This window comes from Clostridium sp. CS001, from assembly GCF_020443565.1.
In the GTDB taxonomy this organism is placed as follows: Bacteria; Bacillota; Clostridia; order Clostridiales; family Clostridiaceae; genus Clostridium_AD.
On the sequence record NZ_JAIZZN010000024.1, the window covers coordinates 15,898 to 30,608 of the forward strand.

A 14,711-nucleotide genomic window follows, 5' to 3' on the forward strand; every position below is an offset into this window, starting at 1 on the left:
ATAAAATTCGAAATTTAAATGCTATCCAGTGTCTTCCTAAATTCTTCTATAGATTGGGCACCAGCTATAGCGTATTTATCATTTATGACAAAAGTAGGTGTACTATTAATTCCCATGCTGTGAGCAGTTTCAGAACTGTTCTTTAAAACAGTTTCGTATTCTCTATTCTTAACAGAATAAATAAGTTTATCTTTATCTAAACCAATAGTGATGCCTAGGTCGGAAAGCACTTCTAAATCACCAATATCTTTTGAATCTCTAAAGTATGCTTCCATTAGCAGCGAATGATACTCTTTTAGCTTACCATGTGCTCTAGCGAATTCAGCAGCCTCCAAAGCATTATGCGCATTTGGCATATGTTCTAAGGTTGCAAATTTAATCCCATAGGCTGAGCCAGCGTTATTAAGATTAGTCAACATTTTAGCTAGGTTCGCTTCACCAAATTTTTCGCTAAGACGTACGCCTTCTTTTGGCGTCTCAGGATGTATTTCTAGTCCTAGCCACTCAACATCAAGGTCATATTCTGTTTCTAGTTTATCGACAATACCTTTGCCGACGTAACAGAAAGGTCAAATATAGTCTGAAAAGATTTTAATTTTTATACTCATAATAATTCCTCCGATTTTTTTATAATATAATCAATACTTAATGATAATTACATTATATATATGTTGATAGTTATTTTCAATAGATAATTACTATTACATTAAATTCAAAAATAATAATAAAATAGCAAAGATTCTAGGTGAATTAAAATGCACACTAATCCAATATGATATAATGCTATATGGATTGGAGTATAATTTTATTGGAGGTGCTTTATGGTTTATGAAAAGAGCAATCTTAATGTACTGAGTGATTTTGAAATAATGGAGTTGCAAAAAGATGAGCATAGTGTTGATTTGATAATTAAAGTAGAATATAGATGCATAAACTTAGATTTTGATAACGCTCCTAAGTATATAAATTCTAGAATTCAATTTCCATCTGTTAAAAGTATTCTTATTAGATTTTGTACCATTGAAGATAATAATTTATGCACTATACATTTTCTAAGTGATAGTGGGATTCATTCTACTATAGCGAACTTTGAAGTGGATTACAGTGAAACTTATATAGAAGTGAAAGACAGAGAGTTTTCTGTGGATGTGAAAATAGGTCTAAAAAATGCTAGCAATTAAACATGTACTTCCGTAACGAAAACTAATGTAGATACGTTATGATTAAGCCAAAAATATAAAAGGAGCGATATTTAATGAATATAATAGAGTATACCTCTGATGATTTTAAAAGAATTAGTGAAAAGGTTAATACAATAATTATTCCTATTGGATCAGTGGAGGCACATGGGCATCACTTACCACTCGGAACAGATATCTTTTCACCTAGATTATTTTGTGAAAGCTTAAATAAAAAAATAGGTGATAAAGTATGGATTGCACCAGGAATTTCTTATGGGCAAAGCTATGATTTGTCTATTTACCCAGGTACTGTGACTATGCCATCGGAAGTTATGGCAGAATATATTTACTATGTAGGAAAAAGCTTTTATGAAAATGGACTTAAAAATATTATTTTTTTAAATGGACACGGGGGAAATATAACGGCTCTTAGTTTAGCAGCTGAAAAATTAGTGCCACTTGGGGCATCTGTCATGACAATAAACTGGTGGTTAGATTTTTCAGAGGACATACTTACAATTACAGAAGGTCAAGGCCATGGTGGAGAGGATGAAACCTCTGCTATTTTATATTATAATGAAGAGCTCGTACAAATGGACAAAGCAATGAGGAATCCTAATAAGCAAGTTATACCGGTAAGATTTAAGGATAGGGGAAGAACTATTTTTCAAGATGCACTTACTGGAGACGCTACACTAGCAACGGTGGAAAAGGGGAAAAAAATATTTAAATTAGTTGGAGAAAAGATAATAGATAGAATCGAAACAATGATTCGTGGTGAGTATTTCATATAGGAGCAATCCTAAAATTATGGCCTTAGTAACTGGTAAACATAATGGTTACTAAGGCCATAAACATGAATATTACAAGTTTTTAATTACTTTGCAGGGATTACCGCCGGCTAAAACACTTTCTGGAATATCTTTGATTACTACGCTTCCAGCTGCAATAGTAGTATTTTTTCCTATTTTTACTCCAGGGCAAACTATAACGCCACCACCTAGCCAGACGTTATCTCCAATTTCAATGGGATATCCCATCTCTTTTCCAGAGATTCGTTCTTGTGCATTAACAGGATGGGTAGCAGTATATATTTGAACGTTTGGAGCAAACATTACATTGTCGCCGATTTTCACCTTATTTACATCAAGAATAATGCAATTATGATTTGCATAAAAGTTTTTTCCGATTTCTATGTTATAGCCATAATCGCAAAAGAAACTAGGCTCTATGTGGCAAGTATTATCTGTTTGGAATAAACTTTTCAGCAATGCCCTCCTTTCAGGGAGTTTATCAAAAGTTAAAGCATTAAATTCTTGGCATGTATTTTTTGCACTTTGCCTATCAGCAAATAATTGTGGATCCATCGCATTATAAAACATGCCTGCAAGCATCTTTTCTTTTTCAGTCATAATGCCACCTCCTTATTAGTTGAGCTCAGTATAAAGGTATTAGTATTTATTTCCTTTATATTTCTGAAGTAAACTTCTCCATAACAATAACAGCCGTGCCTCCAACCTTTACCGTTAAATCATCTTTCTTTCCTTCTAGCCTTACAATTATTTTACTAGGTCTATTCATATAGTAGCCCTGTTCACAAATTATAGTTATATTATCTTCGAATTTAAGCACATTATTCTTTGCTAGATAAGCACCAAGCGCTCCATTAGAAGTACCAGTGGCGGCCTCTTCATCTATGCCAGCAGCGGGACCAAAGTTTCTACAGGATAGTGTAGAGGTTTCTTCTTCAGTTTCAAGGGTGAAAGCATGTACTCCAATAATATTTAGATTATTACTATACTCAGTTAATCTAGCATAGTTAGGATTTATAGATTTTAATGCAGACAAACTTTTAACTGGCAGCATAATATCTGTAAGGCCGGTAGATACTGCCTGAGGAATAAGAGCATAGCCTTCAATACCTATATCAGCTACGTTAATTCCCATTATACCTGCAAGTCCAGATATATCTTCAACATCAAAAACAAATTTGGGTTTAGCTTGAGTCATCATTACACTATCAATTTTACTATCTTTAAAATAAAGCTCCACTGGTAAAATACCAGCTTTTGTTTTTTGTTTTATTGCCTTAACATCATCTTCGCCAGTAATAATACCTTTTGAAGCTAAAGTGAAAAAGGAAGCAATTGTGGCATGACCACATAAGTCTACCTCTTGAGTAGGAGTAAAGAATTTTACTTCATAATCAGCTTCATGATTTTGCAATGGGAAAATAAAGGCAGTTTCTGATAAATTCATTTCTTTTGCGATATGTAACATCTGATTTTCATTTAATCCATTAGCATCAGGTACTACACCAGCTGGATTACCTCCAAAGGGCACTTCTGAAAAGGCATCTACTTGGTAAATAGCTTTCTTCATAAAAAATACATTCCTTTCTATTGTGGATTGTAGATATATTTTTCATCTACAACCACTATTTTAGCACAATCTCTTATAGGTGATATATTTTCAGAAATAGATTTTACTCTATCTCTGAAAATACTTTTTAGTTTGAGAAATATTATCATTTTCTCATGAGGGTGACACTATTATATGTGCTTATTTAATGTTAAAAGATAGTACAAATCATTAGCTCGGGCATCTCTACATAAATTTAGTGGCTTTCGCCGATAACGATTAAATAGATCTCCATTTTTAAAGAATGTGAACCCCATAGCAAACCCTTCTAAGTTAGTATTGTTATCTTTTGAATTTATAGACTTATTCATTTTAATTTCCTCGCTTTCAAGTTTTTATTTTATACTAAAGCATATATTATTATAGGTACTTTTTTAATACGAGATGATAGTAAAGTTCACTATTAAAATCAACTGTATTTAAAAATAAAGGTTTTGACAAATAAGTGTGTTTAGTTTTTTTGCTTTTTAAAAATTTTGGTTTCATAAGTATCCCTCCTAAATTGAATTTTGGTTTAGTTAAATCGTAACAATGATTCATTGGCATTCCTCCTTAACTTATTTTGAGTTTATATAATAAATCACAAAAGTGAGTTATTAATCATTACTTGTGGTGCGGAAATATCAACTACTTCAGAATAAGGTTTATATTCTTAATGAATTTATCTGACCTCATAGTATAAATAACCACCTATGTAATTAAATTTATACAATCCTAAATATAGTCAATATAAAAAAGCCATGGATATCTCCACGGCTTAAAAATGATTAATCTTATGTTAAAGCGATATGCCTACATAAGAAGTTAATGCATATAAAAAGGTCATGGACTAATAGCCCATGACCAATGTTTATGATTTCATAAAAATATGTTAATAAAGATAACAATTATGAAAAGATAAGTTCCATTAAGGTAGGACTATCATATAAAGTTTTAGACATAATAATGCAATTGGATGTAAATAAGTTAAATGCAATATTAGCATTAATACATATTTCTTTATTGATCATGATTACTACCTCCTTTTCAAATTGTATCATGGTTAACATTTCTCTCAAATGATTCCTTTTTAAGAATACTTTATTTATTAATGGATGTCAATAGATAATTTGAAGAAAATTCAAAATATTACTTTAAGTACATTTCTCCTACTTTGTATACATCCCCTGCACCCATTGTAACAAGCACATCTCCATCCACTAAGTTGTTTTTAAGATGATGAACAATTTCATCAAAGCTATGAAGGTTTATACAATTTATACTTTTTTCTCTTATTCTGTCGCAAAGCATAGTGGAACTTACCACCCCAGTATCTTTTTCCCTAGCAGCATAAATATCTGCTAGTATTAAATTGTCTACACCAGAAAAAGCATTTGAAAAATCTTCAAATAAGCTTAAGGTTCTTGAGTAAGTATGAGGTTGAAAAATACAATAGATTTTATTGTGAGGATAATTTTTTGCAGCATTTAAAGCAGCCTTTATTTCTGTAGGATGATGAGCATAATCATCAATAACAGTTACACCATCTTTTGAACCTTTTAGTTCGAATCGTCTATGGACACCACCGTAACTATAAAGTCCTTCTATAATTGAACTTTCAGAGAAATTGAGACTAAGTGCAGTACCTATGCTTGCAAGAGCATTTAGAACATTATGTTGTCCTGGTACATTAAGGTTTATTTGAAATAACATGCGATCGTCCTTATACACATCAAAGGTTGCGCAACCTGATTTATTATAGTTAATATTTCTACCTTGAAGAATTCCTTGAGTTAAACCGTAAGTAAGTATATTACAATCATAATCATGATTTAAAAGAATCTCTTTAACATTTTCATCTTCTACATTTGCAATTAAATACCCGTCTTTAGGTATAATATTAATAAACTTTACGAAGGTATCTTTAATATGATTTATATCTCTATAATAATCTAGGTGATCTGCATCTATGTTTAATATTGTGCCAATATAAGGGAAGAAACTTAAGAAGGAAGCTTTGTATTCACAGGCTTCTACAATAAAGTATTCACCGTTGCCAACTAAAACATTGCCACCGATAATATCTAATTCTCCACCTACTAATAGGGTAGGGTCTACATCCTCTTTTAAAGTAATGTGACAAAGCATAGATGTGGTAGTAGTTTTGCCGTGAGTACCCGACACTGCTACATTATACTTGTGTCCTTTCATAATGTGGCCTAAGAATTCAGCTCTATCCATTAAAGGCAGATTTAGTTCCTTAGCTTTAAGGTATTCAGGATTTTCAGGTGAAATAGCTGCAGTGTAAACCACTAAATCTACATCCTTTAGGTTATCACCATTATGGCCTTTATAAATCTCCGCACCTTTTTCTTTAAGTTTTTTTGTTATATTTGATGATTGCATATCAGACCCAGAAACTTTATAACTATTTTTTATTAGTATTTCAGCAAGACCACTCATGCTTATTCCACCAATCCCTATGAAATGAATCTTCTTGTTTTTATCTTCTATAAAATCAAAAGACATTATATCAACTCCTTAAAAATGATTATGATTATTTAGTATATGCAAATTGCATTGTAATTGACTGTAACAAAATAATGAATATAAGATATCACCTTAATTATATACAAAATTGTGCAAAAACTATACAGAAATAGAACAATATTTTATATTATGTGAAATAATAAGAATTCAAGGCTGTTAATAAGGATTATCATGTAAACAAATAAGATATTTTTAAATTGCTTAGATAAGCATTGTAATAAAGTTAAAAAAGATTTACAATAAAAGTACGAATGATAGTTAAAATTTTATTGTGTAAAATTCGTAAAATAAATATATAGGTGATGTATTATGAATAAGTATAGTAGAAATCAGAGAGTTACAGGTATTACAAAAATATTAACAGAAAGTCCTAATAAGACGATTAATTTAAAAGTATTTACAGATTTATTTAATGCAGCTAAATCCACAATTAGTGAAGATATTGTAATTGTGAGGGAAACCTTGAGCGAACTATCTATGGGGAAAGTGGAGACAGTTGCAGGGGCAGCAGGTGGAGTAAAGTATATTTGCGGGACCTCACAAAGGGAAAGTGAGAGGTTTGCAGATGAGCTATGTGAGATTTTAAGAGATTCGGATAGATTAATACCAGGAAATTTTATATATATGACTGATATTATGTATAATCCAGAGATAGTTTATAAAGCAGCAGTAATTCTTGCCTCAGCTTTTAACGGGATTAATGTAGATTATGTAGTGACAGTTGAGACTAAAGGAATACCGCTGGCTTATGAAGTAGCAAAGATGTTAGGTGTACAACTGGTTATAGTTAGAAGGGATACCAAAGTTACAGAAGGTAGTACCGTTAGTATTAATTATGTATCTGGCTCTAGTAACAGAATTCAAACCATGTCTCTTTCAAAAAGATCTATTAAAAAACAAAGTAAATGTATTTTTATAGATGACTTTATGAAAGCTGGGGGTACTGCAAGAGGCATAATTAATTTGCTTAAGGAGTTTGAAAGTGAAGTATTAGGGATAGGAGTCCTCATTGATAGTATTGAACATGAGCACAAATTAATAGATGAATATATATCAATAATTCAGTTTAAAGGAATAAGCCAGGAGGGAAAATCCGAGGTAAAACCATCAAAAATCTTTGAAAAAACGTAATATTCAAAAAATTTAATATTTTTACGCAATAAAAGAAGGAAAACTCCAAGTTATATAGAAATAGTATTAAGTATAAACATAACGCAGCTTGGAGGTGTAGGTATGGAAATTACAGACGTTAGAATTAGGAAAATTGCTACAGAGGGTAAAATGAAAGCTATTGTGTCAATAACTTTTGACAATGAGTTTGTTGTTCATGATATTAAAGTTATTGAAGGACAAAGTGGTCTTTTTATTGCTATGCCAAGTAGGAAAACTCCGGATGGAGAGTTCAAGGATATAGCACACCCAATAAACACTGAAACAAGAGAGAAGATTCAATCAGCAATTTTAGGTGAGTATGAAAAGGTAAAAAATGAAGAGCCTGTAGAAAGAATACAAAAAGTAGAAGAGCCAACAGAAAGCTCAGAAGTATAAAAAGGGGGGAAACCCCCCTTTTATTTTTTTGGAATAAAGATATTTTAAAACAGGGTAGGCTTGTTGCAATTAAATACTATATAAAATATAATTAAAGTGGTATTTAAATAGAAAATGATATAGCACATATTTAATTAAGTGTGTCAAATTATTATATAAAGAGGTGTTTGATTTGTATAAATGCGCTATAATATTAGCTGCTGGTGAAGGGAAAAGAATGAATTCCAGTACCCCTAAAGTCCTCCATAAGGTTTGTGGTAAAGAGATGATAAACCATGTTATTGACACCATGAGAAGTGCAGACATTGAAATGGTTGACGTGGTAATCGGAAGAGGAGCGGATGAAGTCAAAAAGGGAACAGAAGATAGAAGGATTAATTATTCTGTGCAAGAAGAACAGTTAGGAACTGGGCATGCAGTAATGTGCGCTAAAGAATTTCTAGGTGATCATGAGGGTACTGTGGCAATATTTGTTGGAGATGGTCCCTTAATTACTGAAGATACAGTTAGAGAAATGATAAACTATCATGAGAAGGGTAATTTTAAAGCTACTATATTAACTTCAAGTATGGAAAACCCAGCAAAGTATGGTAGGATAATTAGAGACGAAAATGGTGAAGTTTACAAGATAGTTGAGTTTAAAGACTGTACAAATCAAGAGGCATTGGTTAAGGAAATAAATTCAGGCATGTATTGCTTTGATATAAAAGAACTAATTAATGGCCTAGATAAATTAAATAATAATAATGCTCAAAAGGAATACTACTTAACAGATGTTATTGGCATATTAAAAAGTCAGGGATTCAAGGTTGGAGCTTACGATGTACCTATTGAAGAAATCACTGCTGTTAATTCCAAAATAGAGCTTGCAGATGCAGAACTGATTATGAGAAGAAGAATAAACGCAAAGCATATGGAAAATGGAGTTACAATAATGGACCCTAATAACACCTACATTGATTGGGCGGTTACAATTGGAAAAGATACAACTATATATCCAGGTAATGTACTTCAAGGCAAGACTGTTATTAAGGAGGAATGTGTGCTTTATCCCAATAATAGAATTGCCGATAGTATACTTCAAAAATCAGTTTCCGTTCAAAGTTCTGTAGTACTTGAGAGTCAAATAGGAGAGGGAACCACAGTAGGTCCATTTGCGTATATCAGACCGGAAAGTAATATAGGTAAGCATGCTAGAATAGGTGATTTTGTTGAAATTAAAAAATCAACAATTGGAGATAATACAAAGGTATCTCATCTTACTTATATTGGAGATGCAGAGGTTGGAAGTGGATGTAATTTTGGATGTGGAACTGTGGTTTCAAATTATGATGGGAAATCAAAATTTAAAACTATCATAGGCAATAATATTTTTATAGGTTGCAACACGAACCTAGTGGCACCTGTAAAAGTTAATGATAATTCATACATTGCTGCAGGTTCTACAATTACAAATGAGGTTCCAGAAAATTCATTGGCAATAGCTAGAGCAAGGCAGGTAAACATTGAAAACTGGGTAGTTAAAAAGGGTTTTAGTAAATAAGTTATCCAGCATAATACTTAAAATAAAGGGAGGTGTAAAACTGATTTTTAAAACCATTATAAATTATTCAAAAAGACGATTTATTATGGTTTTGGGAACCAGAAAGACATATGGTAAATCACGGTAGGAATATTAAGATTTTCACAGGCAACTCAAATCCTAAATTAGCTGCAGATATAGCGGACATACTAGGACTACCAATTGGGGACTCACAAGTGACAACTTTTAGTGATGGGGAGATATCTGTAAATATCCACGAAACTGTTAGAGGGGCAGATGTATTTGTTATTCAATCCACTAATGCTCCAGTAAACGACAATTTAATGGAATTGCTTATTATGATTGATGCATTTAAAAGAGCATCAGCAGGAAGTATAACCGCTGTTATGCCATACTATGGGTATGCAAGACAAGACAGAAAAGCAAAGGCTAGAGACCCAATCACTGCAAAACTTGTGGCGGATATTATAACAACTTCAGGAGCAGATAGAGTGCTTACTATGGATTTACACGCAGCTCAAATACAGGGATATTTTAATATACCTGTTGATAATCTAATGGGAACGCCTATACTTGCAAAATATTTTATCCAAAACGGATTTAAAGATAGAGATGATGTAGTTGTAGTTGCACCAGACCTTGGAAGTGTTGCTAGATCAAGAAGATTTGCAGATAAACTACATGCACCAATAGCCATAATTGATAAGAGGAGACAAAAGGCTAATTGTTCAGAGGTTATGAATGTTATAGGTGATATTAAAGGCAAAACCTGCATAATGATGGATGATATGATAGACACTGCTGGAACTATAACGAATGGAGCCAACGCTTTAGTTGAACTGGGAGCAAAGGATGTTTATGCTTGTTGTAGTCATGGAGTGCTTTCTGGACCTGCAATTGAAAGAATAAATAATTCGGTAATAAAAAAGTTAATATCACTAAATACCATTGATTTGCCAGAGGATAAAAGGTTTGAAAAATTGACTATACTTTCTGTGGCGCCGATTTTAGCTGAAGCTATAAAGAGAATATATGAGGACGTTTCTGTAAGCAAATTATTTGATGAATAATTTATGAAGGAAGACTCTAATTTATAGATACATATTTTAAAAAGGTAATGCTCTATTGTTTTTATAATGGAGCATTACCCTTTTTATGTTAATAATCTGCTTCTATAACGGTGAATAATTTGTAACATTTTAAAAAAAACAATAAGTTGACATTAAAGTATGATAAATTAGTAATAAGTAAATCACTTATTAGAAATATTAAAGAAGTAAACTAAAATATTAAGTAGAGAATTTTAAATACATAAATTTAAAAAATAACTTGGAGGTGTACATATGGAAGGAACTATAGGAAAGATACTAATTGTTGATGATGATAAAAATATTGCTGAGGTAATTAAAATGTATCTTGAGAGTTCAGGCTATGGAACAAAAGTGGTACATGATGGCAGGGCTGCACAGGAAGCCTTTTCAAGCTACAAACCAGATTTGGTGCTACTAGATATAATGCTACCTTACATTGATGGTATTGATGTTTTGAAGTGGATAAGAAAAGAGAATGAAACACCAGTTATTATGCTTACTGCTAAAGGTGAAACCTTTGATAAGGTACTAGGCCTTGAACTAGGAGCAGATGATTATGTTGTAAAGCCTTTTGAACCGAAAGAAATAATTGCAAGAGTTAAAGCTGTGCTTAGACGATATAATTTAGATAATGCTGGTAAAGAAGTTTTAAGCTTTGAGGATTTAGAAATTGATATTAATTCTTATAACATCACATATAAAGGTGAAGAAGTAAAAATGCCACCTAAAGAATTTGAATTAGTACATTATTTAGCTCTTAATAAGAATAGAGTTTTTACAAGGCAACAATTATTATGTGAAGTTTGGGGATATGATTACCCCGGAGATTCTAGAACTGTAGATGTTCATGTTAAAAGGGTAAGGGAAAAGCTTCAAGGAGGAGCGAATTGGCAAATAGAAACTGTTTGGGGAGTAGGATATAAATTTGAGGTGAAATAGATGGTTAAAAAAGGACTATTTTCTAAGATGGTAGCGACATATACTATTATAATATCTCTTAGCTTAATAATTATCGCTTCCTTCTTGTCCTATTGGTTTCAAAACTATTTTTTCCAAGAACGAAAACAACAATTTTTGGATAAGTCATATATGATACAAGGTCTTGCTATGAAGTATTTGGATGGTGATGCTACCTCTGGGCAAGTAAATGAGATAATAGCTATAATTGGTGAGTATATAAAGTCGGATATTTGGCTTACAGACAGCAGTGGATTTGTTTATGCTGTATCTAATGATGATCATAAAGAGTTTATAGGAAAGCAGGTGTTTGCAAAGGAATTAGAACAACTTAGGCTTGGAAATACATTTGAGGTTACAGGGCCATTTGCTGGAATTCTTGACAAACCTGTAAGAGCTTACGGTATACCTATAAGAAATGAAGCTGGTATATTTAAAGGATCCATAGTATTACACAATTCCATTGAAGAATTAAATAAATCTTTAGACCGAGTTTATGAAATAATTTGGGTATCCGCAATTTTTGTAATAGTACTTTCTTGTGTAGTTATATATTATTTTTCACAAAAAATAATTATAAAACCCTTAGCGGAAATTAATTATGTAGCAAGGAAGATATCAAATGGAGATGTGGATCAGAGAGTTTATATAAAGTCTAATGATGAAATTGGAGAATTAGCTCAATCCCTTAATTTTCTGGCTGATTCTGTGGAGAAAATTGAAAAAAACAGACGTGAATTTATATCCAATGTATCACATGAAATTAGATCACCTATAACATCGATTAAAGGATTTATTAGTGGAATACTAGATGGTGTAATTCCTAAGGAAAAAGAAAAATACTATTTATCCATTGCCTACGAAGAAATACAAAGATTAACTAGGCTGGTAAATGATTTACTAGACATGTCTGCAATTGAGGCAGGGGAATTTAGTTTAAGTATTAGGGAAGTGGATATTAATGAAATCATTAGACTCACAGTTATAAAAAATGAAACAAGGATCAAGGAGAAAAAAGCATTAGTAGATGTATGTTTTGATGAAGATAACTTATTTGTAGCAGGAGATAAAGATAGACTAGTGCAAGTAATAACAAATTTATTGGATAATTCAATAAAGTATGTTAGCGAGGGTGGTAAAATAAAGATTACCTCCAAAACTAAAGGAAAAAAGGTACTGATATCTGTGTTTAATGATGGTCCACAAATAGCAAAGGATGATTTAAAATACATTTGGAATAGGTTTTATAAAGCGGATAAAGCAAGAACGGCAAAAGATAGCACTGGGCTCGGACTTTCTATAGTTAGAAATATAATAACTCAATTACAAGAAGATATATGGGTTGAGAATAAGGATGGTGGCGTTTATTTTACTTTCACATTAACGAAAGTAAAATAACTTGGAAATCAAATTACTCATAATATCTTAGAGGAATTTTTAATAATTTAATTATGGTCAGTAAGGGGGTAATGCCATGGATAACAATGATAATATTAGGATAGGTGAAGAAATAAAGGATGCTATGTGGAAGAATGCAGAGTGTCCTCAAGATATCTTTGGTGAAATTAAATTCAGAAAAAGCAATAAGAAAAATTACCTTAAATCATTTGCAAGAGTGGTTAGTTTTATAATGATAGCAGCCCTTTCTGGTGGAATTACAGCACAATATGCAATTAATAAGGATAAAGCATCAAAAGATTTGCAAAACAATAAAATTCAGGGAGTATACGAAAATTCTGTTTCAGGGGTTGCACAAAGTGTAGTACCAGCAGTAGTTGGAATTAGTAATAAGGCAGAAGGGTTATGGAATACGCCAGGGGGTAGTGCTTCTGGGATTATATTTAAAAGTGATGGATTCATCATTACTAATTATCATGTTATTGAGGGGGCAACAGAAATAAAAGTAAAACTCAGTAATGATAATGTTTTAAAAGCTTCAATCATAGGAACAGATGCTAGATCGGATTTAGCGGTTATAAAAGTTGAAGCTAAGAATCTTCCCATTGCAAAATTTGGTGATTCGTCAAAAGTTAAGGTTGGTGATATAGCTATTGCCATTGGTAACCCACTAGGAGATCAGTTTTCAGGAACAGTTACTGCGGGAATTGTAAGTGCGCTGGATAGAAGAATTAATATAGTTGATAAAAAAACAGGAGAACAAACTGTATATAAGGTAATACAAACCGATGCAGCTATAAATCCAGGCAACAGTGGTGGAGCATTATGCAACATCTATGGTGAAGTTATTGGTATAAACAGTTTAAAGATTAATTCCGAAGTTGCAACTGAAGGAATGGGTTTTGCTATTAATTCAAATGAAGTTAAAGAGATCATCAATGATTTGACGACTTATGGTAAGGTAATTAGACCAGCTATAGGCATTTATGGAGGAACTGCAATTTCAGTAGGCAGTGGAGGAATAGCAGGGGTGTACGTTCAAGAAGTTATAAGAGGAAGCGGAGCGGCGGTAGCTGGAGTTATGCCCACAGATATTATAATTGAATTAGGTGGCATAAGTGTTAAAAACATGGAAGAACTCACTGATATTTTGGAAAAATACAAGGTTTCCGATCGTGTGCCTTGTAAGATTTGGAGAAGTGGAAAGGTTAAGGATATTAACATAACCCTTTCTGAACTAAAAAGCAATAGATAAGAATACTAAAAAGAATTTTGTTAATAATATTATTAATATAAACTTGATTTTGGATAGAACATCTTAAATAAGTGCGTGATATTGTAACTTTTATGTATAGTTGTAGAATTAATATTCTTTTTAGTATAATATTATAAACAAAAGAAACAAAATAGTTATGTGGTAGGTGTATGGCTTAAACATAATAATATTTGGAGGTAACGATGTACTTGGTGGTTGGACTGGGGAATCCAGGAGATGAATATAGATATACGAGACATAATGTGGGGTTTGATATAATTGATCTAATGGCAAGTAAGTATAATATTTCAGTTAATAGGATAAAATTTAAAGGTGTGTACGGGGAAACAAATATATCCTCTGAAAAGGTCATTCTTTTAAAACCTAGCACATATATGAATTTGAGTGGTGAAAGTGTACGAGAAATAGCTTCTTTTTATAAGATTCCTAATGAAAATATCATCATAATATATGATGATATTAGTTTGGATGCAGGTAAACTAAGAATAAGAAGCAAGGGTAGTGCTGGCGGGCACAATGGAATAAAGAGCATTATTTTAAATATGTCTTCAGATGTATTTCCAAGAATAAAAATAGGTGTGGGACAACCAGAAAAATCACTAATACCTCATGTTTTAGGAAGGTTTTCTAAAGAGGACCGAGTGTTAGTAGAAAAAGCATTTGAAGCTACTATAAGTGCCGTTGAAACTTTAATAGCAAAAGGATGCACAGAGGCAATGAATCAGTTTAATGGATTTAGCGCTTAAATAAAATATTGTCTATATATT

The 14,711-nt window shown here is 32.1% G+C and carries 16 protein-coding genes and 1 pseudogene; 10 read left to right on the forward strand and 7 right to left on the reverse strand.

Annotated features, from left to right (window positions below; translation table 11 throughout):
* Positions 1 to 14 precede the first annotated feature (14 nt).
* A pseudogene (locus LGK97_RS14580) lies at positions 15 to 557 on the reverse strand (DsbA family protein); the annotation flags it as partial.
* A gap of 264 nt (positions 558 to 821) precedes the next feature.
* On the opposite strand from LGK97_RS14580, the gene LGK97_RS14585 reads away from it, so the two are divergent.
* On the forward strand, positions 822 to 1,181 hold the full coding sequence (locus LGK97_RS14585) for a hypothetical protein (RefSeq protein ID WP_226260490.1): 360 nt from the start codon (positions 822 to 824) through the stop codon (positions 1,179 to 1,181).
* A 74-nt stretch (positions 1,182 to 1,255) separates the two neighbouring features.
* Positions 1,256 to 1,975 carry a creatininase family protein gene (locus tag LGK97_RS14590; protein WP_226260491.1) on the forward strand — a complete coding sequence of 240 codons (720 nt, stop codon included), beginning with the start codon at positions 1,256 to 1,258 and terminating at the stop codon, positions 1,973 to 1,975.
* Positions 1,976 to 2,044: 69 nt separating this feature from the next.
* Here the strand turns inward: LGK97_RS14590 and LGK97_RS14595 are convergent, their stop codons facing one another.
* The 6 genes from LGK97_RS14595 to murC all read right to left on the reverse strand — a co-directional run bounded on the left by LGK97_RS14595 (position 2,045) and on the right by murC (position 6,110).
* The gene (locus LGK97_RS14595) at positions 2,045 to 2,593 is read right to left on the reverse strand and encodes a sugar O-acetyltransferase (protein WP_264175048.1); all 549 of its coding nucleotides are present in this window, start codon (positions 2,591 to 2,593) and stop codon (positions 2,045 to 2,047) included.
* A gap of 55 nt (positions 2,594 to 2,648) precedes the next feature.
* The gene (locus LGK97_RS14600; protein WP_226260492.1) at positions 2,649 to 3,563 is read right to left on the reverse strand and encodes a PhzF family phenazine biosynthesis protein; all 915 of its coding nucleotides are present in this window, start codon (positions 3,561 to 3,563) and stop codon (positions 2,649 to 2,651) included.
* 170 nt (positions 3,564 to 3,733) lie between these two features.
* A complete protein-coding gene (locus LGK97_RS14605; protein ID WP_226260493.1) occupies positions 3,734 to 3,913 on the reverse strand; it encodes a hypothetical protein in 180 nt (59 codons plus the stop codon).
* Positions 3,914 to 3,962: 49 nt separating this feature from the next.
* Entirely contained in the window at positions 3,963 to 4,088 is a 126-nt protein-coding gene (locus LGK97_RS19830) for a hypothetical protein (protein ID WP_264175049.1), read from the reverse strand.
* Positions 4,089 to 4,489: 401 nt separating this feature from the next.
* Positions 4,490 to 4,612 (reverse strand): hypothetical protein, encoded by a 123-nt coding sequence (locus LGK97_RS19835; protein WP_264175050.1) that lies wholly within the window; start codon positions 4,610 to 4,612, stop codon positions 4,490 to 4,492.
* A gap of 118 nt (positions 4,613 to 4,730) precedes the next feature.
* The gene (gene murC, locus LGK97_RS14610; RefSeq protein ID WP_226260494.1) at positions 4,731 to 6,110 is read right to left on the reverse strand and encodes a UDP-N-acetylmuramate--L-alanine ligase; all 1,380 of its coding nucleotides are present in this window, start codon (positions 6,108 to 6,110) and stop codon (positions 4,731 to 4,733) included.
* A gap of 330 nt (positions 6,111 to 6,440) precedes the next feature.
* Between murC and purR the strand changes: the two genes are divergently transcribed.
* From purR to pth, 8 genes are all read left to right on the forward strand, one after another.
* Entirely contained in the window at positions 6,441 to 7,262 is an 822-nt protein-coding gene (purR, locus tag LGK97_RS14615) for a pur operon repressor (RefSeq protein ID WP_226260495.1), read from the forward strand.
* A gap of 102 nt (positions 7,263 to 7,364) precedes the next feature.
* Positions 7,365 to 7,679, forward strand: coding sequence for a septation regulator SpoVG (gene spoVG, locus LGK97_RS14620; RefSeq protein ID WP_226260496.1), 315 nt, complete (start codon positions 7,365 to 7,367; stop codon positions 7,677 to 7,679).
* A 172-nt stretch (positions 7,680 to 7,851) separates the two neighbouring features.
* Positions 7,852 to 9,222, forward strand: a complete 1,371-nt coding sequence (gene glmU / locus LGK97_RS14625; protein ID WP_226260497.1) for a bifunctional UDP-N-acetylglucosamine diphosphorylase/glucosamine-1-phosphate N-acetyltransferase GlmU — start codon at positions 7,852 to 7,854, stop codon at positions 9,220 to 9,222.
* Positions 9,223 to 9,332: 110 nt separating this feature from the next.
* Positions 9,333 to 10,292, forward strand: a complete 960-nt coding sequence (locus tag LGK97_RS14630) for a ribose-phosphate diphosphokinase (protein ID WP_226260498.1) — start codon at positions 9,333 to 9,335, stop codon at positions 10,290 to 10,292.
* A 273-nt stretch (positions 10,293 to 10,565) separates the two neighbouring features.
* Entirely contained in the window at positions 10,566 to 11,252 is a 687-nt protein-coding gene (locus LGK97_RS14635) for a response regulator transcription factor (RefSeq protein ID WP_226260499.1), read from the forward strand.
* A complete protein-coding gene (locus tag LGK97_RS14640; protein WP_226260500.1) occupies positions 11,253 to 12,668 on the forward strand; it encodes a sensor histidine kinase in 1,416 nt (471 codons plus the stop codon).
* Between the two features lie 124 nt (positions 12,669 to 12,792).
* Complete coding sequence (locus LGK97_RS14645; protein WP_226260532.1) at positions 12,793 to 13,923, forward strand: S1C family serine protease; 1,131 nt, start codon at positions 12,793 to 12,795, stop codon at positions 13,921 to 13,923.
* A 203-nt stretch (positions 13,924 to 14,126) separates the two neighbouring features.
* Positions 14,127 to 14,690, forward strand: a complete 564-nt coding sequence (pth, locus tag LGK97_RS14650) for an aminoacyl-tRNA hydrolase (RefSeq protein ID WP_226260501.1) — start codon at positions 14,127 to 14,129, stop codon at positions 14,688 to 14,690.
* Positions 14,691 to 14,711 lie beyond the last annotated feature (21 nt).